This is a genomic window from Ruegeria sp. AH3 (assembly GCF_056536265.1).
The window spans coordinates 309,188-332,310 of sequence record NZ_JBQFJL010000001.1; the positions used below are offsets into that span (position 1 = coordinate 309,188).

The following is a 23,123-nucleotide window of genomic DNA, read 5'->3' on the forward strand; positions in this document are numbered from 1 at the left end:
GGCCGGAGGCCACCATGACCGCAATCAAACAAGGCGACACCGTTCGCATCCATTACACCGGAACTCTGCTGGACGGTAAAGTCTTTGACAGTTCCGAGGGACGCGATCCGCTTGAGTTTGCGGTTGGCTCAGGTCAAATCATTCCCGGTCTGGACGTGGCGTTGCCGGGTATGGAGATCGGTGAGAAGAAGCGGGTCGAGATCGCCTGCGTCGACGCCTATGGCCCGATCAATCCGGGCATGCGTCAACAGATCCCGCGTGAGGGCATCCCTGATGATATTCCGCTGGAACCCGGTACGCAGCTACAAATGCAGACCCCCGACGGGCAAGCCTTGCCTGTAACGGTGGTAGAGGTTGATGACGCAACCGTGACGCTTGACGCCAATCACCCGCTGGCCGGGCAGGATTTGATCTTCGATATCGAAATCGTTTCGGTCAACTGATCGCGCGGGAGGTTAAAGCCCCGGAATCTGTGCCAGTAACGGCTCAACCGCATCCCGGACATGCGGTTGGGTCAGGAACACCAATGCGAACAACAATATGCTGAGAGTAAGCAACAGCACGCCCGCATGCATGCCTCCGACCTTCCGCCGGAAGTTGAGCGACCGCCCATTGCTGGCAAGGATCTGTTCTAGTTTGCTCATATGCAATCCCTGCAGGCCAAAGATGGTCAAATCTTGACACCCGCAGGGAAAGAAATGGTCACATCGCTTCGGGTTGTGGCATGCCCAGGATGTGGTAACCGCCGTCGACGCGAATGATTTCGCCCGAGGTATATGTTCCTGCATCCGAGGCGAGATATACAGCGGTGCCGCCTACCGCCTCAAGCGTCGCGTTCGAGCGCATGGGCGCGTTCTGGTCGCAGAACTTGTATGTCTTGCGCGCACCACCGATGGCCGCGCCGGCCAGCGTTTTCATCGGGCCGGGAGAGATGGCGTTCACGCGGATGCCTTCGGGGCCCAGATCATTGGCCAGATAGCGGGTCGCCGATTCCAGTGCCGCCTTGGCCACGCCCATGACATTGTAGTTGGGAACCACCTTGTTCGAGCCCTGATAAGTCAGCGTCAGCAGCGTGCCGCCATTGTCTTTCATCAGCGGATAAGCGCGACGCGCGACTTCGATGAAGGAATAGGCCGACACGTCCAATGAATGTTTGAAATTTGCCCGCGTGGTATTCAGGAACCGACCCGTCAGTTCAGACTTGTCAGAATAGGCGATGGCGTGGACCACGAAATCGATGGTCGGCCAGCGCGTGGCCAGTTCATCGAATGCACGATCCAGCGATTCGTCATTGGTGACATCTGCGTCGACCATGAAATCGCTACCCAGGCTTTGGGCCAACGGTTCCAATCGTTTGCCGAACGCATCGCCCTGATAGGTGAAAGCCAGTTCTGCGCCCGCCTCATGCATGGCTTTGGCGATGCCCCAGGCGATCGAGCGATCATTTGCGACACCCATGATCAGGCCGCGTTTTCCTTTAAGTTGATCTGACATCTTGTTCACCCGTTATACTTCGACAAAATCATGGATCCGTTGGTGCCACCAAAGCCGAAGCTGTTGGTCATCACACTATCCAAGCCTGCGTTTTCAACCAGTTGAGTTGCAATTTCACCGGGCACGATGCCTTCGGCAAGTGTGTCGACATTGATCGACGGTGTTATGAAATCATTGTCCAGCATCAGCAGGCAGAAGATCGTTTCAAGTGCGCCCGCCGCACCCTGTGCGTGGCCGGTCATCGACTTGGTCGATGAAATCGGCGGCACGTCGCCCTCGCCAAAGATGCGGCGCACAGCTTCGACCTCCCCGACATCGCCAACCGGGGTCGAGGTGCCATGGGCGTTGATATAGCCGACCTTGCGGCCTTCGGGCAGGGTGGACAGCGCCAGACGCATCGCGCGCTCGCCGCCTTCGCCGGACGGGGCCACCATGTCGTGACCATCTGAGGTTGCGGCATAACCGGTGACTTCGGCATAGATCTTTGCGCCGCGCGCCAGTGCGTGGTCCAGATCCTCAAGCACGACAATTCCGCCGCCGCCGGAGATCACGAATCCGTCGCGATTCTCGTCAAACGCACGCGAGGCTTTTTCTGGTGTCTCGTTGTACTTGGACGACATCGCGCCCATCGCGTCGAACAGGCAGGACAGGGTCCAATCCAGTTCTTCGCCACCACCAGCGAACATCACATCCTGCTTGCCCAGCATGATCTGTTCCGCCGCGTTGCCGATGCAATGCAGCGAGGTCGAACAGGCCGAGGTGATCGAGTAGTTGATGCCTTTGATCTTGAACGCAGTCGCAAGATTCGCCGAAATGGTCGAGCACATGCATTTCGGAACCGCAAACGGGCCGATCCGCTTGGTCGCGCCGTTTTTCAGCACCGTTTGGTGCGCGGTCAGCATGGCGCTGGTTGACGGCCCTCCCGATCCGGCTACGAGGCCGGTGCGGGGATTGACCACCTGTTCTTCGGTCAGACCGGCATCGGCAATCGCCTGGCTCATCGCGATATGGGCATAGGCTGCACCGGGACCCATGAAGCGCAGCGTGCGTTTGTCCACATGCTCGGCTACGTCGATCTTGAGCGTACCGGCGATCTGGCTGCGAAAGCCATGTTCAACCATCTGCTCGCAGGCCTCGATCCCGGATTTGCCTGCTTTGAGTGAGGCCAAGACCTCTTCGGCATTGTTCCCGATGGAGGAGACGACCCCCAGACCGGTGACGACGACGCGACGCATAAGCGTACTCCTGTGTTCCTTGGTTCAGTTCCCTGTCCAACAGCTGGGGTCAGCTTTCGGACAATGCAACTTTCATGTCCTTGACCTGATAGATCACCTCGCCGTCGGCCTCGACCCGGCCATCGGCGACGCCCATGGTCAGGCGACGGGTTTGAACGGCTTTTGTAAAATCAACGTAGTAAGTCAGCATCTTGCGATCGGGCCGGACCATGCCGGTCAACTTGACCTCGCCCACACCCAGCGCATAGCCGCGTCCTTGCCAGCCACGCCAACCCAGGTTGAAACCCGTCAACTGCCACAGGCCGTCCAGACCCAGACAGCCGGGCATGATTGGGTTTCCCGGGAAATGGCAGTCAAAGAACCAAAGGTCCGGAGTGATATCGAACTCGGCCACCACATGACCCTTGCCATGCGCACCGCCATCACCCGAGATATCGGTAATCCGATCCATCATCAGCATCGGCGGAGCAGGCAGTTGAGCGTTGCCGGGGCCGAATAACTCGCCTCGGGCGCATTTCAGCAGATCGTCCTTGTCAAAACTGCTCGGGAATTGGGCCATTCTGCCGCCTCTCCTGCCAGGGGTCTGTTTTGTTACATCTGGCCTCGTCTAGCACCCGTACGCAAGGTCCTGCAAGAGCGGGACGCCATATCATGTTGTGCTTACGACATTCTTTGCGAATGAATTTCATTTGAAATTACGGTGCCAGCGCACTTATATATGGGGTAGCAAAACACAGGTATCGGATTGATGACACCTCAGAGCCGGGAAATCGCTACGAATTGGTTGGTTGGCGCAGGATTGCGACCGACACGTCAGAGGGTTGCTCTGGCGGAACTGCTCGTTGGCGATGGGCTGCATCGTCATGTGACCGCCGAAAGCCTGTTTGAGTCGGCCAAGAACAAGGGCGACGCAGTTTCGCTGGCCACGGTCTACAATACCCTGCGGGCCTTCTGCGAGGCAGGCGTTTTGCAAGAAATCACCGTGGATGGATCCAAGAGCTATTTCGACACCAACACGCATGATCACCCACATTTCTTCTGGGAAGATGAAAGCCGCCTGAGCGATGCGCCCTCGGACCAGTTGGTGATCCAGCAACTGCCCGAAGCCCCGGAAGGGGTTGAAATCGCTTCGGTCGATGTGGTGATCCGCCTGCGCAAAACACAGTAACTATCCAGTCTGCAGTCTTGCGGTGAGCGTCTGTTCAGCCGCTGCAATAATCGAGTCGGTTGGTCCGCTGCCATGACGGGCAAGGACGACGGCCTCACGTGCGCTGGGATCGCTGATCGGCAGGCTGATCAATGGCAACCGGTCATAGCTGTACGTGTTCGCAGGGTTCGCATAGCTGATCCCGACACCTTCGCCATGGGCCGACAAGCTGCGCAGAATCTCAAGCGATTCTGCTCGATGCGAAACCGTTGGGTTCAGGCTGAGTTGTTTGAACAATCCAAGGACATGTTGGGCAGAGAGCCCTTCTTTGGACAGAATCAGCGGATAGGTCTCAAGTTCTTCCAGTGTTGTTTGGCGCGACTTCGCCAGAGGGTGGTCCGGACAAACCAATGCACATGGGCTGCTGTCGAACAGCTTTGAACGGGTAAATCCGGCGTCCATACCCAAGTCATACGTCAATGCAAGATCGAACCGACCTTCGATCAAGCCGGTGATCAGATCCTCAAAGCTCTCGACGCCATGGGTCACTTCGACCTCCGGCAAATTGTCCCGAAGCGTGTGAAGGGCCTGGGCCAGCAGGAATGGCGCCAGATCGATGAAACAGCCCAGTCGCAGCCTGTTTGCACCTGCAACGGGCTCTTTCGAAGCTTCCAGCAGGGCGGCACGATTCAGCAGAGCCTCGGCTTCTTCGATGAATTTTCGGCCCTGAGGTGTCAGTACCATCGCCGCCCCGCGTCTGCGTGAGAACAAAGGATAGCCAAGATGCGATTCGACACGGGTCAGGGCGTTGGACAAGGCTGGCTGCGATACATTGACCTGCTCCGCCGCCAAAGAGAGGCTGCCACACCGACCGATGGCGCAAATGTATTCGTATTGGCGTAGAGAAATATATAACATGAAGTTAATAGTTAGTTTGAAAGATATGATTTGAACAGTGGGCGCAACCATGTGCAGATCATGCTGAGCTGTTTATGGAGGCCGACATGCCGCACCGCCTTGTTTCCCAAGAGATGATCGACACCTATCAGTCCGATGGCGTCGTCCTGGTCAAAGGCCTTTTTGCCGATCACGTTGACGCCCTGCGCGACGGGGTAGCGGCCAATATGGCCGAGCCGGGACCCTATGCCTCGGAAAACAAGAAAGAGGGCGAGTCGGGCCGATTCTTTGACGATTATTGCAATTGGTCGCGCATTCCCCAGTTTCGCGACGTGATCCAAGCCTCACCTGCAGCTGAGGTTGCCGCAGACCTGATGCAGTCGAACAGGGTGCAGATGTTCCATGATCATGTGCTGGTGAAAGAGCCGGGCACCTCAATGGCCACACCGTGGCATCAGGACGGGCCGTATTACTTTGTCGAAGGCCAGCAGACGATCAGCTTCTGGTCACCGCTGGATCGAGTCACACATGCGACCTTGCGCTGCGTTGCGGGCTCGCACCGGTGGGAGAAAGAGGTGCTGCCGACCCGTTGGGTCAGCGAAGAGGGGTTCTTCCCCGACGAAGGCCAATACATCCCCGTTCCGGATCCGGACGCCGAGGGTATGCGGGTGGTTGAGTTCGAAATGGAACCCGGTGATGCGGTCGCATTCAACTATCGCACTCTGCATGGTGCGCGGGGGAACCAATCTGATAGTCGTCGACGTGCGTTCTCTCTACGGCTGGTGGGGGATGATGCGCGCTATGTCGAGCGCCCGGGTCGCACGTCGCCCCCGTTTCCCGGGCATGATATGGTGCCGGGGCAGCGCTTGCGCGAGGATTGGTTCCCGGTCTTGTTGCAACGGTGAAGCTAGGGGGCTCTGCCCCCGGCCGCGGCGGGCCGCGACTCCCCCGAGGTATTTTTAGCCAGATGAGGAACGGATCAGAACCATTGCCCCGGTTCAATCAGGCCCAGCTGTAACAATTGGGCCGATGTCCATTCGAAGGGCACCGAATGGGTCCAGCGAAAGTCGGAGATGCCGAAGGCAGAGCCCGCATTTGTCTTGAGTGCTTTGGCCGCGCGGAACGAACAGATCGCCGCTGTAAGGTTGTTGTGCCAGGGGCAGGCATAGGTGTTGTATTCGGCCTCGTTGAACGTGTGATCCGGCTGCAGTTTCAGATCGGGTTTAGTTCTGAACAGCCCAATCCGGTCGATCCGGCGGCGCGCATAGGGGATGTGGTCTTCGAACCTCCAGCGCAGGCCACCGGACATATCGAGCTGCCGTTCAAGAGGTCTGCCTGCAGCGTCGTGGCGGGTGTGTGCGTAATATCCTGTGCTGTCGAGCATTGCCCGATCCGGGGCCACTCCGTTGGGAAACGCCGTCAGGTCATCGGCATAAAGATCAATCACGTGGGTCAGCATTGCCGAGCGCCGCTCTTCGGTATGGAAGGCCAGCAACTCTCCGATCGTTCGCGTCTCGCAGAACGGAAAGATCAGGTATTCGGCGTTGTAGCAGTAGAACATCCAGAGATCCGGTGCGGTCTGGATGATGCGGTTGATCGTGTCGAACACCACTGTGCGTGGCGCACAGGTCAGAGAAACGCGATGGATCTGATCCGCGAGATCGTCGCTAAGCGGGAACGCATCGGGCATGAAAGCGATAACGGATTTGAAACCCAGTCTCAGATGATGCCGCAAGGTGCCATCCAGTTCGACGTCATCTTCTGCAAAGATCAGCGCGAGAGGACCTTTGCCAAGTGCAGTTTGGCCGGTTTGCAGGAAGTGATCGAGGGATTCGTAGTGCATCGCCTGTCCGGGTTTCGCCTTGCTGGAAATTCCCGTCAAATTCGGGTAATTGCGCCGGCATTGCAAGCGGCGTTCGTTGCGTATAGACGACGCCGATCCAGCGAACCCAGAGGCCCGATCCATGTCCGAACCGAAGAAGCTGTTTATCAAGACTTATGGCTGTCAGATGAACGTCTATGACAGTGAACGCATGGCCGAAGCGCTGGGCGGGCAGGGCTATGTCGAAACGAAATCCGCCGAAGATGCGGACATGATCCTGCTGAATACCTGCCATATCCGCGAGAAAGCTGCAGAAAAGGTGTATTCGGAACTGGGGCGCTTTAAAGGGCTGAAGGCCGACAAACCTGATCTGAAGATTGGTGTTGCCGGTTGCGTCGCGCAGGCCGAGGGCGAAGAGATCATGCGCCGCCAGCCGCTTGTCGATCTCGTGGTTGGCCCGCAAAGCTATCACCGTTTGCCCGAGATGGAGGCCAAGACCCGCGCGGGCGAAAAGGCGCTCGATACCGACTTTCCTGAAGAGGACAAGTTCGAGAAGCTCAAGAACCGGCCCAAGGCCAAACGCGGTCCCACGGCCTTTCTGACGGTTCAGGAAGGGTGCGATAAATTCTGTGCCTTCTGCGTGGTGCCCTACACCCGCGGGGCCGAGGTCAGCCGACCCGCCGATCGTATCATCCGCGAGGCTCAGGATCTGGTCGAACGGGGCGTGCGTGAAATCACTCTGCTGGGCCAGAACGTCAACGCCTATCACGGGGCAGGCCCGAATGGAGACATGACACTGGCCGCTCTGATCTGGGAGTTGAACAAGGTCGACGGGCTGGAGCGCATTCGCTTCACCACCTCGCATCCCAATGACATGAGCGATGATCTGATCGAGGCGCATGGAACCTGCGAGAAGTTGATGCCTTATCTGCACCTGCCCGTGCAGTCGGGATCGGACAAGATCCTTAAACGGATGAACCGCAGCCATACAGCCGAAAGTTACCTGCGTCTGATCGAACGTATCCGCGAGGCGCGCCCCGATATTCTGATGTCGGGCGACTTTATCGTCGGTTTCCCCGAAGAGACCGAAGAGGATTTTCAGGCGACGCTGGATTTGGTGGAAGCGGTTAAATACGGTTATGCCTATTCGTTCAAATATTCGACTCGGCCCGGTACACCTGCGGCAGAACGGCCACAGGTCGATGCTGAACTGGCCGACGACCGCCTGCAGCGCCTGCAGGCGATGATCACACGTCACCAACGCGAGATTCAGGACGCGATGGTAGGTCGTAGTGTCAGCGTTCTGTTTGAGAAGCCGGGACGCCAACCGGGCCAGATGGTTGGGAAATCCGAATATCTGCACGCGGTCCACGTCGCGAATGCAGATGTGGAAAGTGGCGATTTGCGTCGGGTAAGAATCACCGCTTCTGGCGCGAATTCACTGGCCGGAGAGCTGGTTTAGGCCGTCGTATCTGCGTCATAGGGGAAAAATTCAGTGGAATTTAACCCTTGATTTATTAATCGCAGTCATGTTCCGAGAAAGACCAGATTTCACAGGGATAGGACTCTGGGTGTTTTAATCTGCGCGGGTTGAATGAAACCCTGTCGCGGTGGAGGTATGAGTGGTGAGCCGGATGCGTTTCCCAAGATCAGGACCATTTCGGATTTTGATGTCGGTCGCCGTGATGTTCGGCTGTGCCGCGCCTTCGTTGGCGGGTGATGTGACTGGGGGCGTGGAAGAACCGGAAGTGGTTTCGGCAAACCGTTTTGCACGGGACGTCAGCGCGTTCTATTTGGGTGTGAGCGGTGGTCGCGCCTCGGGCGGCTCAGACGAATTCGGCCTGAGGGTCAATGGCGCAACCCTGTTTGGCCTCGGAGAGTTGAACCCCAGTGGAAATTTCGGCGGCTTCCGCGGCGGTTGGCGTGGTGTTCTGCCTGCCTGGGGTGGGCGAGATTACGTCTATGGTATCGAGCTTGGATACGACTACGGAACGCTGGATGACAGCACAACAACCACGATCGGAGGGGCGGTCGTCTCGGGCAGGTCGGCAATCTCGGATGTATTTTCGGTGCGGTTGAAAAACGGCCTGACCAATCGCAGCGGCAGTGTCTTATATTTTGCGACACTGGGGTACGTGCGGGGCGACATAACCACATCGACCTCTATATCCGATCCCGGCGGGTCATCGCGGTTTGAAGATGTCGACCGGCGTCAGGGGTTTTCGGCAAGTCTGGGCGCGGAGCACAAGCTGAACGAAAACTGGTCGATCACGGGTGAGATCGAATACCTTCAGTTCGATTCGAAAACCGTCGATCTTGGCCCGACGTTCTCCACCAAATCCACACCCAGCTATCGCGGTTTGCGATTTGGATTGAACTACACCTTCTGATCAGTCGGAAAGATCAGTTGCAGCGCCTGGGCTTGCAACACAAATCGACGGTTTTACCATCGGTCCTGCAAAAATTGAATCTGCGGCTTGCGTCTACCTCAGAATGTTGTCTACGCTCAGGTTGAAACGCCAAGACAGGAGAACGGATTGGCCATCGGTGCCCTGACCCCACCGCAAGATGACATGCCCCAGCGTGAGGCGCTTGTTGAATTTCCAGATAACAGATTACTGATCGATCTTTGTGGTGAATATGACCGCAACCTGACTGATATCGAGCAAAAGCTCTCGGTCCAGATCGTTCGGCGCGGCAATCAACTGGTCGTGCTTGGTGACGAAGATTCGCAAAAGCAGGCGATCGAAGTTTTGCAATCGCTCTATACGCGCCTCGAAGGCGGGCGCGATGTCGAAGCCGCAGATGTAGATCGCGAGCTGCGCATGGGTAACTCTGAGGCTGGAACTGGCACTCGGGATGGCGATCAGCTTGAGATGTTCAAGGGCGGCACCGTTGAGATCAAGACCCGCAAGAAACTGGTTGAGCCCCGCACCGACGCCCAGAAAGCCTATGTGCAGTCGCTGTTCAACAATGAGCTGGCCTTTGGCATTGGCCCAGCGGGAACCGGCAAGACCTATCTGGCCGTCGCTGTTGGTGTTTCGATGTTCATCGGCGGCCATGTGGACCGGATCATCCTCAGCCGACCGGCGGTCGAGGCGGGGGAAAAGCTGGGTTATCTGCCAGGCGACATGAAGGATAAGGTCGATCCTTATATGCAGCCGCTTTATGATGCGCTGAACGACTTCCTTCCGGGTAAGCAGCTGGCCAAACTGATCGAGGAAAAACGGATCGAGATTGCGCCGCTGGCCTTTATGCGCGGGCGCACGCTCGCGAATGCCTTTGTTGTCCTGGATGAGGCGCAGAATGCCACCACGATGCAGATGAAGATGTTCCTGACCCGTTTGGGTGAGGGCAGTCGGATGGTGATCACTGGCGACCGGTCTCAGGTTGATCTGCCGCGCGGGGTGCAGTCGGGTTTGGCGGATGCCGAGCGGCTGTTGAAGACGATTCCGAATATCAGCTTCAACTATTTCACTTCGAAGGATGTCGTGCGCCACCCGCTTGTCGCCGCCATCATCGAAGCGTATGAGGCCGACGCGGGCCGCGAAACCGGATAACCTTCGGGCCCAACGATGTTTGGGCCCGGGATCACTGGTATGAATCTGGAAATTACTCTCGAAGATGGGCGTTGGCTCGGTCTGGACGAGCTGGCGACGCGTGCAATCGTGGTCACCCTGGTTCATTGCGATTTGGATGCCGACCTGTGTGAGGTCAGCTTGTTGGGCTGTGACGATCAACGAATCTCGGAACTGAATGCTGAGTTTCGGGACAAGTCCAAGCCGACCAATGTACTCAGCTGGCCTGCGGAAGATCTGGCCGCCGACCGGGCCGGTGATACGCCGCCGCCGCCGCAACCGGATTTCACCGGTGAAATAGCGCTGGGCGACATAGCGATCTCATACGATACCTGCGCGCGCGAGGCTGCAGAAGCAGGTAAAGATATGGACAATCACGTCGTCCATTTGATCGTTCACGGAACATTGCATTTGCTGGGTTACGACCACATTCGTGACCTCGACGCCACTTTGATGGAGGCGGTCGAGGTCGAGATACTTGGCAAACTGGGTATAGATAACCCATATAATGTATGACAGGGGCAGCTTTGCCCGATCATTTGGAACAGGATAATGGGCGATACAGACGGCAGTTCTAGGGCGGCGCAGAGCGCGCAATCTCAGAACAGCAGCAATGATGGCGACGAAAAAGGCGGACTGTTGTCACGCATCTTCGACGCTTTTTCTTCACAGGGTGATGAGGCGGATCAGGCAAACGGTGCCGAGGTCAGCATCCAACAACCCAGAGGCATGATCAACCTGCGCAGGATGCGGGTGGAAGATGTTGCAATCCCGACCGCCGAGATTATCTCGGTCCCCTCGACAACCCCAAAGGATGAGTTGGCGCAGATATTCCGCGACAGCGGCTTGTCCCGAATCCCGGTCTATGAGGGAACGCTCGATACGCCACTGGGATTTGTTCATCTGAAGGATTTCGCACTGACGCACGGGTTCAACGGCAACTCGACCGAGTTCGATCTGAAGTCGATGCTCAGGACATTGCTGTTCGTGCCCCCATCGATGCCGATTGGTGTACTTCTGACCAAGATGCAAACCGAACGACGTCACATGGCGTTGGTCATTGATGAATATGGAGGGGTCGACGGTCTGCTGACCATCGAAGACCTGATCGAGCAGGTCGTAGGTGAGATCGCCGATGAACATGATGCTGATGAAGATCAGTTGTGGATCCAGGAAAAGCCGGGTTGCTACGTTGTTCAAGCCCGTGTCCCGCTCGAAGATTTCGAGGCCGAGATCGGTCGCTCTCTGACCAGCCACGAAGACGTGGATGAGGAGGAGATCGATACGCTGGGTGGTCTGGTCTTCATGCTTTCTGGCCGGGTGCCTACGCGCGGTGAAGTTGTTTGCCATCCCGAAGGCCCCGAGTTTGAAGTGCTTGACGCAGACCCGCGCCGTATCAAGCGTTTGCGGGTCATGCTGCCGGATAGTGCTGCATGAATGCTGCCCGCCGGTGGCCTATGTGGTTGCGGACTGCGTTGGCAGCCGTGCTTGGGGCTATCGGGGCCTTGGGTCTTGCCCCTTTGGGATACTGGTTGGCTACGCTTCTGGCTTTGCTGCTGATCGCACCGCTTTATCTGACCTGCGAGACACCCCGCCGTGCCGCCGCGCTGGGGTGGGCTTTTGCGACCGGGTATTTTGCCCATGCCCTCAGCTGGATTGTCGAGCCGTTTCAGGTTGATGCAGAACGACACGCCTGGATGGCGCCGTTTGCGCTGCTGTTGATGTCCGCCGGTCTCGCTCTGTTCTGGGGTGCGGCTTTCGGCGTTACAAAGCGGATCGGAGGACGACCCGTCACGCAAGCCGCCATATTGGCCGTAGCACTATCCCTCGCCGAGTTTGGGCGTGGGTATTTGCTGACGGGGTTTCCGTGGGCGGGCATTGCCCAGATTTGGGTGGATACACCGGTTGCCCAACTGCTTTCGCTTATGGGGCCTTATGGCGTTGGTGCATTGACACTGCTGGCGACGCTTCTGTTGGGTGCTGCGCTGTTCAACGATCGCTCGCCGCGCGGGCTGATGATACCCGTCGTCATAATCACTGGATTTGTTGCAGTGACGATCGCTTATGCTTCGACGCGACCCTCTGTCGAACAATCCAGATATATTGTCCGATTGGTCCAGCCCAACGCGCCGCAGCATCAGAAGTGGGACCCGGCATACGCCCCGTTGTTCTTCGCGCGTCAGCTCGAATTTACGGTAGCGGAGCCCAGGCCTGATCTGATCGTCTGGCCTGAAACTTCAGTACCCGCCTGGCTGGGCAGCGCGCAGCCTCATCTGTCCGCCATTGCCGATGCCGCCCAGGGCACGCCGGTCTTTTTGGGTATCCAAAGGGCTGAAGGGCAGCGGACCTACAATTCGATGATCTACCTGGACGCCGAGGGTCAGCAGCAAGGGCTTTATGACAAGCACCATCTCGCTCCGTTTGGCGAATATGTCCCGTTCGGCAATCTGATGGCTCGCTTTGGCATACACGGGATGGCTGCAACTACGGGCAACGGGTTCAGTGCTGGACCGGGTGCTGCGTTGATGGAGGCTGGCCCTCTGGGCAACGCGTTGCCGTTGATATGCTACGAGGCAGTGTTTACGCAGGATGTCTTGTCCGCACCGGGACGCGCTGATTTCTTGCTCCAGATCACCAATGACGCTTGGTTCGGGACGTGGTCCGGCCCCTATCAGCATCTGGCTCAGGCGCGGATGCGCGCGATAGAGCAGGGGCTGCCGATGATGCGCGCGGCCAATACCGGAATATCGGCCATGATTGACCCTTTGGGGAGGATCACCGCATCCCTACCTTTGGAGCAGGCGGGTTTCATTGATGCTGAATTGCCGCTGGCCCAGCGCGCCACCGTCTATTCCCGGATCGGAGACAATCCGATCCTCTTGGCACTACTGGTGCTGTTCGTGCTGCTCTGGCACCACAACCGTCGCGGCCGAAACCAATTACCGATTGACCCTGACTGATAGCACGCGTATTCGGTCGGTCGCCCGTCACAACGGCTTCCTGGCGTGACGGAGAAATCTTAATGGAGCACTTTCATGTCCCGACAGAACTACACTTTTACTTCGGAGTCTGTATCCGAAGGGCATCCGGACAAGGTCTGTGACCGTATCTCGGACGCCGTACTTGACGCGTTTCTGCGTGAAGAACCCGAAGCCCGCGTCGCGTGTGAGACCTTTGCCACGACCGACCGCGTGGTCATCGGTGGTGAGGTTGGCCTGTCGGATCAGGAAAAACTCCACGATTATATGGCGCATATTGATGACATCGCGCGCGCCTGCATCAAGGATATCGGATACGAGCAGGACAAGTTTCACTATGAAACCGTCGAGGTGACAAACCTGCTGCACGAACAATCCGCCCATATCGCGCAGGGCGTGGACGCGTCGGATAACAAGGACGAGGGCGCTGGCGATCAGGGCATCATGTTTGGCTATGCCACAACTGAAACGCCCGCATTGATGCCCGCGCCGATCCAGTATTCGCACGCGATCCTGCGCCGTTTGGCTGAGGTTCGTAAGAACGGTACCGAACCAGCGCTGGGCCCTGATGCCAAATCGCAGCTCTCGGTGGTCTATCGTGATGGCAAGCCGGTCGGCGTCAGCTCGATCGTGTTGTCGACACAGCATCTTGATGCTGCGCTGACCTCGGATGACATCCGCGCCATTGTTGAGCCCTATATCCGCGAAACCCTGCCCGAAGGCTGGCTGAGCAACGAAACCGAGTGGCACGTCAACCCTACGGGAAAATTCGTCATTGGTGGTCCTGATGGGGATGCTGGTCTGACCGGACGTAAGATTATCGTCGACACTTATGGCGGGGCAGCTCCGCACGGTGGTGGTGCGTTCTCGGGGAAAGATCCAACCAAGGTCGATCGCTCAGCCGCTTATGCCGCGCGCTATCTGGCCAAGAATGTCGTGGCCGCTGGCATGGCCGAACGCTGCACGATCCAGCTGAGCTATGCGATCGGCGTCTCCAAGCCGCTGTCGATCTATGCGGACACACATGGCACCGGTCAGATCGCTGACGCCGTGATCGAAAAGGCAGTGGGCCAGGTTATGGACCTGACACCGCGCGGGATTCGCGAACATCTGCAGTTGAACAAACCGATCTATCAGCGCACCGCAGCTTATGGCCATTTCGGCCGCGAGCCGGATGCTGACGGAGGCTTCAGCTGGGAACGCCCCGATCTGACTGCGGCGCTGAAGTCTGCTGTCTGATCGACTGCTATATCGCGCGCCCTGATAGGCGCGCTATGCATTCTCTTCGAAATTACAGCACGAGCGTGGAGGTTGCCCTCCACCTCTTGCCACATCGCGCGCACCGCAGTATGGCGACCGCCATGAGCACGCAGACCCCACAACGCCCGCGCAGAAACTTTTACGGTCGCTTCAAGGGCAAAACCCTAAAGCCCAGCCAAAAGACCTATCTGAACGAGGATCTTGCTGCGCTGTCCCCCGGTGCCGTCGATTGGGATAGCAATCCCGAACGAAACCCGCTGGATCTTGATGCGCTGTTTGGTGGCAAACCGGTCTGGCTTGAAGTCGGCTTTGGCGGCGGCGAGCATCTTATTCATCAGGCGCAAAGCAACCCCGATATCGGGATCATCGGGGCCGAGCCCTATATCAACGGCGTAGCCATGCTGCTTGGTAAGATCCGTCAGGCGGGTGTCGAAAACCTGGCCGTGCATCCTGGCGATGCGCGTGACCTGTTCGACGTGCTGCCTGAGGCCAGTATCTCGCGTGCGTTTCTACTCTATCCTGATCCCTGGCCCAAGAAGCGACATCACCGACGCCGTTTCGTAACCCCAGAACATCTCGAGCCTCTGGCGCGGGTCCTGAAGCCCGGCACGATCTTTCGCGTTGCAACCGATATTCCGGATTACGTCCGCCAGACCTTGGAAGAGGTGCCGCGCGCCGGGTTCGAATGGCTGGCCGAGCGCCCGGCGGATTGGCGTGAGCCGTGGGATGACTGGATTTCCACCCGCTATGAACAGAAAGCCCTGCGTGAAGGGCGCACGCCTCATTACCTGACCTTCCGCCGCAAAGGCTGATTGCTGCTGGACCATCGGCCCTCAATTCGCTAATCCGCCTTGAACTGATAGCGAAAACAGGAGCCCCCATGTCCGGACACGGCACGCCCATCCCGATGACGTCGCACCCCTGCGGCCCGCTGACCGGCACGGCAGAGGTGCCCGGGGACAAGTCGATCTCGCACCGGTCGCTGATCCTGGGCGCGATGGCTGTGGGTGAGACCCGGATTTCGGGCCTGCTAGAAGGTGAGGATGTTCTGGACACCGCCAAAGCCATGCGCGCCTTTGGGGCTGAAGTGACGGATCACGGCGGTGGTGAATGGACGGTGCACGGCGTGGGTGTCGGTGGGTTTGCCGAGCCGGATCAGGTCATTGATTGCGGCAACTCCGGCACCGGTGTGCGGTTGATCATGGGCGCGATGGCGACGTGCCCGATCACGGCAACGTTCACCGGCGATGCAAGCTTGAACAAACGCCCGATGGCGCGGGTCACCGAGCCGCTTTCGTTGTTTGGGACGCGGTCCGTTGGCCGATCTGGTGGGCGCTTGCCGATGACGATCATCGGCGCGGCGGATCCCACTCCGGTACGATATGAAGTCCCAGTTCCATCGGCGCAGGTGAAATCGGCTGTGTTGCTGGCTGGTCTTAATGCGCCCGGCAAGACTGTGGTGATTGAGAAAGAGGCGACCCGCGATCACTCGGAACGCATGCTGGCCGGGTTTGGTGCTGAGATCACTGTCGAAGACACGGAGGAAGGGCGCGTTATCACTCTAACAGGCCGGCCAGAGCTGAAACCCCAGGTCATCGCCGTGCCGCGCGATCCGTCCAGTGCGGCCTTTCCAGTTTGCGCCGCGCTGATCACACCGGGCTCGGATGTGCTGGTTCCCGGCATCGGTCTGAACCCGACGCGCGCGGGCCTGTTCACCACGTTGCGCGAAATGGGTGCCGACCTGACCTATGAAAACGAGCGGGAAGAGGGTGGCGAACCTGTTGCCGACCTACGGGCGAAATACTCTCCGAACATGAATGGGATCGAGGTGCCAGCGGAACGTGCGGCCTCGATGATCGACGAATATCCGGTGTTGTCTGTCGTTGCCGCGAATGCCACCGGAACCACCATGATGGGTGGCGTCAAAGAGCTGCGCGTGAAGGAAAGCGACCGGATCGACGCCATGGCCAAAGGTCTGCGCGCCAATGGTGTAACCGTGGAAGAGGGCGAAGACTGGTGGTCGGTCGAAGGCCTGGGCATCGGCAACGTTCCCGGCGGCGGCACCTGCGAAAGCTTTCTGGATCACCGCATCGCCATGTCCTTCATGGTGATGGGCATGGGCGCCAAAGCTCCGGTTTCGGTAGATGATGGCGGCCCCATCGCGACCTCTTTCCCGATCTTCGAGCCTTTGATGGCCACGTTGGGGGCCAGGGTCGAACGCACATGAGCTTTACCGTCGCAATCGACGGCCCGGCAGCGGCGGGGAAGGGGACCATCTCGAAAGGTGTGGCCGCGCATTTCGGTTTCGCACATCTGGATACGGGTCTTTTGTACCGTGCTGTCGGTCGGCGCACTCTCGAAGGTACAGACCCGGTCGAAGCAGCGCAGGCCCTGACGGCGGAAGAACTTGGGCAGGGTGATCTGCGCACCGCCGAGATCGCGCAGGCTGCGTCCAAAGTGGCTGTGATACCCGAGGTCCGTGCCGCTTTGGTGGACTTCCAACGCAGCTTTGCACGTCGCGCCGGAGGCGCTGTGCTGGATGGGCGCGATATCGGCACGGTGATTTGCCCCGAAGCCGAGGTGAAGCTGTTCGTTACCGCCAGCGCCGAAGTTCGGGCCGAGCGCCGGTATCGTGAGCTCAGCGCCAAGGGATCGGATGTGAAGCCAGAGCAAGTTCTGGCCGATGTGCGCGAACGCGATGCGCGGGATGCCGAGCGCAGCACTGCGCCGATGAAACCAGCCGAAGATGCCATTCTACTGGATACTTCTGAGCTGAGCATTGACGAAGCGTTGGCGCAGGCCATCTCGCTCATCGCAGAAAAAATGCCCGCGGCGTAGCTTCGCCACGGGCACCAACAAGGTTTACAGTTCGCCGACTGCGATGCTCTTGATGTTGGCCCACTGGTCGTCCGCGGTTTTCGCGGTGCCGGTGACGTCCTTCAGGAACGCGGTGCGGGTTTCGGCATTCAGGAACAGGTACAGCTTGCCGTCCGCAACCAGGTATTGATCCGGGTCACCATCGAACTTCTTGCCTACGGACACACCGAACGAGCAGTAGCCGCCATGCTGAGGCAGATAGGCCGCCGGATTGGCCTCGAACGCTTCGCGGTTTTCCGAGCTGGTGAAATAGTAAGACGCGCCGTCATAGGTGGCAGAGTGGGTGGCAAAACCTTCAACCGGGTTGCCGTTGGTAACGAGCGCGACCAGATCGACACCATGTGCGGCCAGTGGGGCACCAGCCGCTGAGATGCCTTTTGAGACGTTGATTTCATCCGCCGCAAAAACCGGAGCCGTCAGGGCCAGTGTTACAGCAAGTGCAGTGAGAAACTGAGATTTCATGGCAGTAGTCCTTTCTGTTTTCAGATCGGGGTCAGTGTGCGCCTCGACCGATGTGACAAGGTTAGGAGGATCTGATCGGACGTTTAATCGCAGATAGGCCGTGAAACATTGCAGATCATTCGAATGGCTGGATTTGTCGTAAAAACTGTTCACACAGCTTTGTTTAGCCAGCCGCTGTCTTGCCGCCTAAAGTCAGGGGGCAATCGCAGGAGTGGCCTCATGATCCGACTAGCATTGATTTTGTTCTTCGTCGCGGGCGGGCTTGCCGCACAAGAGGCTGAGGCCCCGACGCCTGAGGCTGAACCTCCGATGACTTACGAGCGTCTGGGCAAGATCATCTTCGCGCTCGATCCTGAGGCGCGACCGGTTGGACCAGGGTTTGAGATGACGGTCTCGGACGTAACAGTGCTTGTCGTCACGGATACCAATGCGGATCGGATGCGCGCGATGGTTGCGATTGGCCGGGCCGCGGATTTATCGCCTAAAGATCTGCAACGCGTGATGCAGGCGAATTTCGACAGTACGCTGGATGCACGGTACGCCATTGCCAACGGCACCTTATGGGCTGCGTATATCCACCCATTGTCTCCATTGCAAAGGGATCAACTGATCTCAGGGTTGGCCCAGACTGTGAATATCGCCAATACATACGGCACCCTGTATTCCGGGGGAGCGGCGGAGTTCGGCGGGGGCGACAGTCATGATTTGCAGCGCGATCTGATCGAAGACCTTCTGAAGAAGGGCGAGGAGATCTGAGATCGGCAGAGTTCTCCATATTCGCCGATATCATAAGAGCATGTTGATGTGGGAGCGCGGCGCGGCGGCCTCTGACGCTTCTCGCTCTGGCACCGCCTTGGTCTTACGGCTGTGTCAGCACGGATCAAAGAAGCCACAGTGGCACTCTCACCAAAAGCCTTAACCCTAGCTGGATGCGGGAAAGCTGTTATAGTTTCCGATACGCCATGAGGGAAAGCTGCAAAAAAGCTCAAAAAAAAGGGCAGCAGCTAAATAATCCCTCAAGCCAACAGGGACAGAATAATATGAACAATCGTTTGCGTAAGATCACCATAGTAGGTGGTGGCACGGCTGGTTGGATGACCGCGCTGATACTTGAGATGGTGCTTTCCCGCACGTCGGGACCCAAAGATCGCCCGCGCATATGCCTGATCGAAAGCCCCAATATCTCTACAGTCGGAGTCGGCGAGGCCACGGTGCCACGAATGCCGGTCACTCTGCGCCAGGCCGGCATTTCCGAGCGGGACTTTTTCCGCGAAACCAACGCGTCGTTCAAGCTGGGAGTGAAGTTTTGCAACTGGAACAACGATGCCAAGGGCAATCGCATCGATTATGTGAACCCGTTTGCGCATGGCCAGATGATAGAGGGGTTAGAGGCCGCTGAGTATTTCCTGCGCTTTGGAAATGGCGATCGGGATTTTACACAGTCCATCGCGCCGCATGATGATCTGGCACGTCTGTGCAAGGGCGCGCGGCCTTTGGGTGCCCCGGAGTTCGAGCAGCGGTTCGGCTATGCCTATCATCTGGACGCTGTGAAGTTTGCGGGCATGCTGACCAAGGTCTGTACCAATCGCGGCGTTGAGCACATTCAGGATGAGGTGCAAGCGGTTGAGCTGGATGAGCAGGGTAACGTCAGCCATCTGATGCTGGAGCGGAAGGGCCGTCACGATATCGAGATGGTGGTCGATTGCACCGGTTTCCGGGGGTTGATCATCAACCAAGCTCTGGGCGAGCCGTTTATGGATTATTCGGAATATCTGCCGAATGATCGCGCCATGGCCTTGCAGGTCGAGCATCCTGATCCGGAAAAGATCGAAAGCGTCACACGGTCTACGGCACTTGGCGCAGGCTGGACATGGCGGGTGCCGCTCTACAACCGTGTCGGCACGGGCTATGTGTTTTCATCCGCGCATCGCACGGACGATCAGGCGGCAGATGAGTATCTTGAATGGCTGGGGGACAGTGGTAAGGGCCTGACGCCGCGTGTAATCCCGATGCGTGTCGGGCGTGTGCGCAATGCATGGGTCAAGAACTGTGTGGCGATCGGTCTGTCCGGAGGTTTCATCGAGCCATTGGAGAGCACCGCGATCCATATGATTGACCATGCAATTCGCTGGTTCGCCGAGCATTTGCCCACTCAGGACATAGAGCCGTCGCTCAGAGACAGATACAACCGCCAGATGGATAAGCTCTATAATGAAGTTCTGGAGTTCATTTGTCTGCATTATCGGTTGGGCAATCGTACGGATGACCAATATTGGATCGACGCGCGTACCGAGATGAAGTTGCCGGATCGTTTGGCCGAGAATCTTGATTTGTGGCAGTACCGTTTGCCGATGGAACACGATATCGAGTTCGCGACCCTGTTTGACCATCGCGTCTATCAAACGGTTCTTTTGGGCAAGCGGGTCTATGATACAGGCTATGGACCCGACATTCGTGATCGTCTGCGACCGCTGAAAAAGCCGATCTGGTTCCAGGGAATGAAAACCGCAAAGGCGCATCTTGCGCAGGTTCTAAAAAGGATGCCAGATCACAAGACTCTGCTGCGCGACATCCGGGGAGAGCTGGATCGACCGGCCTTTAAAAAGGCAGCAGCAAAGCCGACGGTGGCGATGCCGGGTGCGAAACCTGCACCTTTGGTGGTCCAGAACATGCCGAACCTCGCCGAAATCCAAAGCGGTCAGAAAGATCTGCAACTGTTCTAAAGACCTTTGCTCTTGGTACAGAGCGTATCTTGAGAAACGCTTCGAGGCCGTGAGTTGAGCCCCTGCCTTCGCGATGACCGTCGCGGAGGCGTTAGTTTTTGCGCTTATGATGACTATCAGTAAAAGTGGGGGACTATTTTGCCCTGGCGACCGTTCAATCTACATTGTGCTTGATGGATGAATATGTAATATCATTACAATATGAGAAAATCGAGAATTGAACAGCGTCCATCTGCTAAGACTCGTAACCTTCGTAGTGATCTGAAGCGCCGCCGGCGTCGGGGTTCGCCGATGCAGACCTATGATGTTCTGCCGCAAGCGCTGCGACAGTGGTTGGCGCAGGCTTGTCTGCCATGGAGCCCGACCTCGGCCCTGAAAATCTGGCGGCAGACAGGTGGCGACAGTGACCCCGCGACCGCGATTGCTCGACTGAACGCAGTCGAGCTTGCAATGCTGCAACGGGATACGAGGGTCTGGGTTCAAAAAGGCTAAGTGCACAACGGTGGCGATATCTGGCCGGGCCTTGGAAATATGGGCTTTGCCCTTGCGCTGGTAGTGAAATCCGCCTATACGCGCGCTGTCGATACAAGGGCGGTCAACGTCCGGATGACGTTTCTGAGCAGGGCCGGGAAACCTCGGCCCTTTGTGTTTGTTTGCTCAGGAGCGCACCGGGTCACGTCTGAAGACATCATGAAACAAGACCGGCGGAGACAACCGCTCGGCCAGCAAAAACGTACTGTAAAGGAAAATGACGCCACATGGCTAACGCATCCATGGAGGAATTCGAAGCCCTCCTTAATGAAAGCTTCGAAATGGACACACCCGAAGAGGGTTCTGTTGTCAAAGGCAAGGTTCTGGCGATCGAAGCCGGCCAAGCCATCATCGACGTAGGCTACAAAATGGAAGGCCGCGTTGATCTGAAAGAATTCGCAAATCCCGGCGAAGCCCCTGAAATCGCTGTTGGTGACGAGGTTGAAGTCTACCTGCGCGCCGCAGAAAACGCCCGTGGCGAAGCCGTCATCTCGCGCGAGATGGCCCGCCGTGAAGAGGCATGGGACCGTCTGGAAAAAGCATATGCCGACGACCAGCGTGTCGAAGGTGCTATCTTTGGTCGCGTCAAAGGTGGTTTCACTGTCGATCTGGGTGGCGCAGTTGCGTTCCTGCCCGGCTCGCAGGTTGATGTGCGCCCCGTGCGCGACGCTGGCCCGCTGATGGGTCTGAAGCAGCCGTTCCAGATTCTGAAAATGGACCGCCGCCGTGGCAACATCGTTGTTTCGCGCCGCGCCATCCTGGAAGAATCGCGTGCCGAGCAGCGTGCAGAAGTCATCGGCAACCTGTCCGAAGGTCAGACCGTTGAGGGTGTCGTCAAGAACATCACCGAATACGGTGCGTTCGTTGACCTGGGCGGCGTTGACGGCCTGCTGCACGTCACTGACATGGCATGGCGCCGTGTGAACCACCCGTCCGAGATCCTGACGATCGGCGAAACCATCAAGGTTCAGGTCATCAAGATCAACAAAGAGACCCACCGCATCAGCCTGGGCATGAAGCAGCTGCAGGAAGATCCGTGGGATCTGGTTGCTGCCAAGTACCCGCTCGGCTCGGTTCATCAGGGTCGCGTTACCAACATCACCGACTACGGCGCGTTCGTCGAGCTGGAAGCCGGTGTCGAAGGTCTGGTGCACGTATCCGAGATGTCCTGGACCAAGAAAAACGTCCACCCCGGCAAGATCGTTTCGACGAGCCAGGAAGTCGACGTCATGGTTCTGGAAATCGACGGCGCCAAGCGTCGCGTGTCTCTGGGCCTGAAACAGACTCAGCGCAACCCATGGGAAGTGTTTGCAGAAACACACCCCGAGGGCACCGAGGTCGAAGGCGAAGTCAAGAACATCACCGAATTCGGTCTGTTCATTGGCCTCGAAGGCGACATCGACGGCATGGTTCACCTGTCGGACCTGTCGTGGGATGAGCGCGGCGAGGATGCGATCCAGAACTACCGCAAAGGCGACATGGTTTCGGCCGTCGTTTCGGAAGTTGACGTGGAAAAAGAGCGTATCTCGCTGTCGATCAAAGCCCTGGGCGGTGACAAGTTCGCCGAAGCCGTGGGCGGCGTGAAGCGTGGCTCGGTCATCACCGTCGAAGTCACCGCAATCGAAGATGGCGGCATCGAGGTCGAGTACGAAGGCATGAAGTCGTTCATCCGTCGTTCGGACCTGAGCCGTGACCGTGCCGAACAGCGCCCCGAGCGTTTCTCGGTCGGTGATAAGGTCGACGTTCGCGTCACCAACGTTGACAGCAAGACCCGTCGTCTGGGCCTGTCTATCAAGGCACGCGAGATCGCCGAAGAGAAAGAGGCCGTGGAACAGTATGGTTCTTCCGACTCGGGTGCATCGCTGGGCGATATCCTGGGTGCGGCGCTGAAGTCCGGCGACTAAGCCTAAGGCTTCAACCCAAGCCGATATTTCGGCCCCGCATGCCAGTGCGGGGCCGTTTTTGTTGCGAATCAACATCTTCCAAATAACCGGCTTAATTCGCCAATCATTCGCGCTTGAAGTGTGTAAATCAGCCCCACGGGCAAAATTTCGCGTGAGTTTGCCGCAAAATGCCGCCTTTGCTGGCAGAGTATCCGTTCCCCCGATCCGGGTTTTTT

24 protein-coding genes and 1 riboswitch are annotated in these 23,123 nt (G+C 57.9%); of the genes, 17 read left to right on the forward strand and 7 right to left on the reverse strand.

All coding sequences use genetic code 11. The annotated features are described in order from the left end of the window. The first annotated feature begins 14 nt into the window (after positions 1-14). Positions 15-443: an FKBP-type peptidyl-prolyl cis-trans isomerase gene (locus ACR3EM_RS01500; RefSeq protein WP_480469054.1), complete on the forward strand. Its 429-nt coding sequence runs from the start codon at positions 15-17 to the stop codon at positions 441-443. A 12-nt stretch (positions 444-455) separates the two neighbouring features. Here ACR3EM_RS01500 and ACR3EM_RS01505 read toward each other — a convergent pair whose 3' ends face one another. From ACR3EM_RS01505 to fabA, 4 genes are read right to left on the reverse strand one after another with little or no spacing between them, the layout of a single operon-like run. Further along, on the reverse strand, positions 456-644 hold the full coding sequence (locus tag ACR3EM_RS01505) for a hypothetical protein (protein WP_480469055.1): 189 nt from the start codon (positions 642-644) through the stop codon (positions 456-458). Positions 645-702: 58 nt separating this feature from the next. After that, positions 703-1,494: an enoyl-ACP reductase FabI gene (locus tag ACR3EM_RS01510; protein WP_480469056.1), complete on the reverse strand. Its 792-nt coding sequence runs from the start codon at positions 1,492-1,494 to the stop codon at positions 703-705. A 5-nt stretch (positions 1,495-1,499) separates the two neighbouring features. Then, positions 1,500-2,729, reverse strand: a complete 1,230-nt coding sequence (gene fabB, locus ACR3EM_RS01515) for a beta-ketoacyl-ACP synthase I (RefSeq protein WP_480469057.1) — start codon at positions 2,727-2,729, stop codon at positions 1,500-1,502. Positions 2,730-2,778: 49 nt separating this feature from the next. Further along, positions 2,779-3,288: a bifunctional 3-hydroxydecanoyl-ACP dehydratase/trans-2-decenoyl-ACP isomerase gene (fabA, locus tag ACR3EM_RS01520; protein WP_093964585.1), complete on the reverse strand. Its 510-nt coding sequence runs from the start codon at positions 3,286-3,288 to the stop codon at positions 2,779-2,781. A 189-nt stretch (positions 3,289-3,477) separates the two neighbouring features. Here fabA and irrA point away from each other — a divergent pair, with 189 nt between their 5' ends. Continuing rightward, positions 3,478-3,897 (forward strand): iron response transcriptional regulator IrrA, encoded by a 420-nt coding sequence (gene irrA, locus ACR3EM_RS01525; RefSeq protein WP_480469058.1) that lies wholly within the window; start codon positions 3,478-3,480, stop codon positions 3,895-3,897. Here the strand turns inward: irrA and ACR3EM_RS01530 are convergent, their stop codons facing one another. After that, positions 3,898-4,794, reverse strand: a complete 897-nt coding sequence (locus ACR3EM_RS01530) for a LysR family transcriptional regulator (protein WP_480469059.1) — start codon at positions 4,792-4,794, stop codon at positions 3,898-3,900. It abuts the gene before it with no gap. Between the two features lie 86 nt (positions 4,795-4,880). On the opposite strand from ACR3EM_RS01530, the gene ACR3EM_RS01535 reads away from it, so the two are divergent. Then, a complete protein-coding gene (locus ACR3EM_RS01535) occupies positions 4,881-5,678 on the forward strand; it encodes a phytanoyl-CoA dioxygenase family protein (RefSeq protein WP_480469060.1) in 798 nt (265 codons plus the stop codon). Positions 5,679-5,752: 74 nt separating this feature from the next. Here ACR3EM_RS01535 and ACR3EM_RS01540 read toward each other — a convergent pair whose 3' ends face one another. Then, positions 5,753-6,616, reverse strand: coding sequence for a glycosyltransferase family 2 protein (locus ACR3EM_RS01540; protein WP_480469061.1), 864 nt, complete (start codon positions 6,614-6,616; stop codon positions 5,753-5,755). Between the two features lie 121 nt (positions 6,617-6,737). On the opposite strand from ACR3EM_RS01540, the gene miaB reads away from it, so the two are divergent. The 10 genes from miaB (at position 6,738) to cmk (ending at position 17,249) form a co-directional block, all read left to right on the forward strand. Continuing rightward, positions 6,738-8,057: a tRNA (N6-isopentenyl adenosine(37)-C2)-methylthiotransferase MiaB gene (gene miaB, locus ACR3EM_RS01545; protein WP_480469062.1), complete on the forward strand. Its 1,320-nt coding sequence runs from the start codon at positions 6,738-6,740 to the stop codon at positions 8,055-8,057. 208 nt (positions 8,058-8,265) lie between these two features. Continuing rightward, entirely contained in the window at positions 8,266-8,985 is a 720-nt protein-coding gene (locus ACR3EM_RS01550; RefSeq protein ID WP_480469063.1) for an outer membrane protein, read from the forward strand. 147 nt (positions 8,986-9,132) lie between these two features. Further along, on the forward strand, positions 9,133-10,155 hold the full coding sequence (locus ACR3EM_RS01555) for a PhoH family protein (RefSeq protein ID WP_480469064.1): 1,023 nt from the start codon (positions 9,133-9,135) through the stop codon (positions 10,153-10,155). 39 nt (positions 10,156-10,194) lie between these two features. Next, on the forward strand, positions 10,195-10,689 hold the full coding sequence (gene ybeY / locus ACR3EM_RS01560; protein WP_480469065.1) for an rRNA maturation RNase YbeY: 495 nt from the start codon (positions 10,195-10,197) through the stop codon (positions 10,687-10,689). Between the two features lie 36 nt (positions 10,690-10,725). Then, positions 10,726-11,610, forward strand: a complete 885-nt coding sequence (locus tag ACR3EM_RS01565) for a hemolysin family protein (RefSeq protein ID WP_480469066.1) — start codon at positions 10,726-10,728, stop codon at positions 11,608-11,610. Then, a complete protein-coding gene (gene lnt / locus ACR3EM_RS01570) occupies positions 11,607-13,133 on the forward strand; it encodes an apolipoprotein N-acyltransferase (RefSeq protein WP_480469067.1) in 1,527 nt (508 codons plus the stop codon). The genes ACR3EM_RS01565 and lnt overlap by 4 nt, the downstream gene beginning before the upstream one ends. A 21-nt stretch (positions 13,134-13,154) precedes the next feature. Continuing rightward, a riboswitch (SAM-SAH riboswitch) is annotated at positions 13,155-13,203 on the forward strand. 5 nt (positions 13,204-13,208) lie between these two features. Further along, entirely contained in the window at positions 13,209-14,390 is a 1,182-nt protein-coding gene (gene metK, locus ACR3EM_RS01575; protein WP_480469068.1) for a methionine adenosyltransferase, read from the forward strand. Positions 14,391-14,512: 122 nt separating this feature from the next. After that, positions 14,513-15,223, forward strand: coding sequence for a tRNA (guanosine(46)-N7)-methyltransferase TrmB (gene trmB / locus ACR3EM_RS01580; protein ID WP_480469069.1), 711 nt, complete (start codon positions 14,513-14,515; stop codon positions 15,221-15,223). Between the two features lie 68 nt (positions 15,224-15,291). Then, entirely contained in the window at positions 15,292-16,638 is a 1,347-nt protein-coding gene (gene aroA, locus ACR3EM_RS01585; RefSeq protein WP_480469070.1) for a 3-phosphoshikimate 1-carboxyvinyltransferase, read from the forward strand. Next, entirely contained in the window at positions 16,635-17,249 is a 615-nt protein-coding gene (gene cmk / locus ACR3EM_RS01590; RefSeq protein WP_480469071.1) for a (d)CMP kinase, read from the forward strand. Before aroA ends, cmk begins: the two co-directional genes overlap by 4 nt. Before the next feature lie 24 nt (positions 17,250-17,273). Here cmk and ACR3EM_RS01595 read toward each other — a convergent pair whose 3' ends face one another. Further along, positions 17,274-17,750 carry a YHS domain-containing (seleno)protein gene (locus ACR3EM_RS01595; protein WP_480469072.1) on the reverse strand — a complete coding sequence of 159 codons (477 nt, stop codon included), beginning with the start codon at positions 17,748-17,750 and terminating at the stop codon, positions 17,274-17,276. Between the two features lie 219 nt (positions 17,751-17,969). Between ACR3EM_RS01595 and ACR3EM_RS01600 the strand changes: the two genes are divergently transcribed. From ACR3EM_RS01600 to rpsA, 4 genes are all read left to right on the forward strand, one after another. After that, positions 17,970-18,506: a hypothetical protein gene (locus tag ACR3EM_RS01600; RefSeq protein ID WP_480469073.1), complete on the forward strand. Its 537-nt coding sequence runs from the start codon at positions 17,970-17,972 to the stop codon at positions 18,504-18,506. Positions 18,507-18,790: 284 nt separating this feature from the next. Further along, positions 18,791-20,473, forward strand: a complete 1,683-nt coding sequence (locus ACR3EM_RS01605; RefSeq protein ID WP_480469074.1) for a tryptophan halogenase family protein — start codon at positions 18,791-18,793, stop codon at positions 20,471-20,473. 201 nt (positions 20,474-20,674) lie between these two features. Beyond that, on the forward strand, positions 20,675-20,965 hold the full coding sequence (locus ACR3EM_RS01610) for a DUF6525 family protein (protein WP_480469075.1): 291 nt from the start codon (positions 20,675-20,677) through the stop codon (positions 20,963-20,965). Positions 20,966-21,231: 266 nt separating this feature from the next. Further along, entirely contained in the window at positions 21,232-22,908 is a 1,677-nt protein-coding gene (gene rpsA / locus ACR3EM_RS01615) for a 30S ribosomal protein S1 (RefSeq protein ID WP_039532111.1), read from the forward strand. The last annotated feature ends 215 nt before the right edge of the window (positions 22,909-23,123 follow it).